Genomic DNA, 1,309 nt, shown 5'->3' with positions numbered 1-1,309 from the left:
CGCCTGATAGGCCGGCGCCTGCCGGTCCGCCCCCGGCCCGATCACCAGCGGCAGGTCCGGGATCGCCTGCCGGTCCACCGGATCGAGCAGCACACCGTCCTTGTCGATCAGCGTCAGGTGGCCCTGATCCTGCCACACCGCCGCCGGCGTCCGCTCGACGATGTCGACCAGCAGCGTGTCGGGCAGCCGGCGCGAGACATGCGCGTCGGCGATCCAGCCATAGCGCAGCAACTTCTGGCGCACCGCCTCCAGATCGACCAGCGGCATGGCGCGGCTCTGCTGATCGAGCGCGACGGCATAGACCGACATGCGATCCATCCGCCTGATGCCCGTGACCTCGATGCGCTCGACCCGGAAGCCGGCGCGCCCCGCCGTCTCGCCCAGCGCCTCGCCCGCGATCGCCGGCAGGCCCGCTTCAGCCCCGCCTCGCTGACCGGCAACCGCTGCATCAGGCGATCTAACCGCGACTGCTTGGGCGTGGCGCGGCGTCTGGCGGTGGGGCGACGGGGCGGCGTACCGCGCTTGACGGTGCGGCTCACAGGAATGCCTCATCGACGATCATCTGCACCAGCGCGGCGTAATCGATGCCGTTGTGCCGCGCCTGTTCGGGCACCAGGCTGAGCGGCGTCATGCCGGGCTGGGTGTTGACCTCCAGCAGGAACAGCCCGTCGACCCCGCGCTCGTCGTCCCAGCGGAAGTCGGCGCGGCTCGCGCCGCGACAGCCGAGCAGCCGGTGCGACGCCAGCGCCAGCGCCTCGCAGGCATGGGCAACATCGTCGGGGATCGGCGCGGGATAGATATGCTCGGTCATTCCCTCGGTATATTTCGAGTCATAGTCGTAAAAGCCGCCGCGTGGCCGCAGCTCGGTGACGCCGAACGCGCGGCCGCCCAGCACCGCCGTGGTCAGCTCGCGCCCGCGGATGTACGGTTCGGCGAGCAGCTCGGCGAAGTCCTGCCATGGGCCCGCCACGTCGCGCCCGATCGGCTCGCCGTAGTCGCCCTCCGCCGTGACGATCGCGACGCCGACCGACGAGCCCTCGTTGACGGGCTTGAGCACATAGGGCCGCGCCAGCGGATCGCCATCGAACAGCTCGGCGGAGCGGACGATGCGGCCACCGGGCATCGGGATGCCGTGAGGCACCAGCACCTGCTTGGTCAGCACCTTGTCCACCGCCACGACGGAGGTCGCCATGCCGGAATGGGTGTAGCGGATACCCATCAGGTCCATCATGCCCTGCACGCTGCCGTCTTCGCCGGGCGTGCCGTGCAGCGCGTTGAACACGAGGTCCGGCGCCGCTTCGGCCAGCTG

The 1,309-nt window shown here is 70.6% G+C and carries 2 protein-coding genes; both read right to left on the bottom strand.

Translation table 11 applies throughout. From position 1 onward, the window contains the following. Positions 1 to 552, bottom strand: a 552-nt coding sequence (locus ACFE64_RS04410; protein WP_375391245.1) for a cell division protein FtsQ/DivIB, incomplete at its 3' end; no start/stop codon positions are given. Continuing rightward, on the bottom strand, positions 536 to 1,309 hold a 774-nt coding region (locus ACFE64_RS04405), incomplete at its 5' end, for a D-alanine--D-alanine ligase (RefSeq protein ID WP_375391244.1). The genes ACFE64_RS04405 and ACFE64_RS04410, both read right to left, overlap by 17 nt.

Source organism: uncultured Sphingomonas sp. (assembly GCF_964250165.1).
Lineage (GTDB): Bacteria > Pseudomonadota > Alphaproteobacteria > Sphingomonadales > Sphingomonadaceae > Sphingomonas.
The sequence above is the reverse complement of the archived record's forward strand: the minus strand, read 5'-3'. Positions and strand labels throughout refer to the sequence as shown.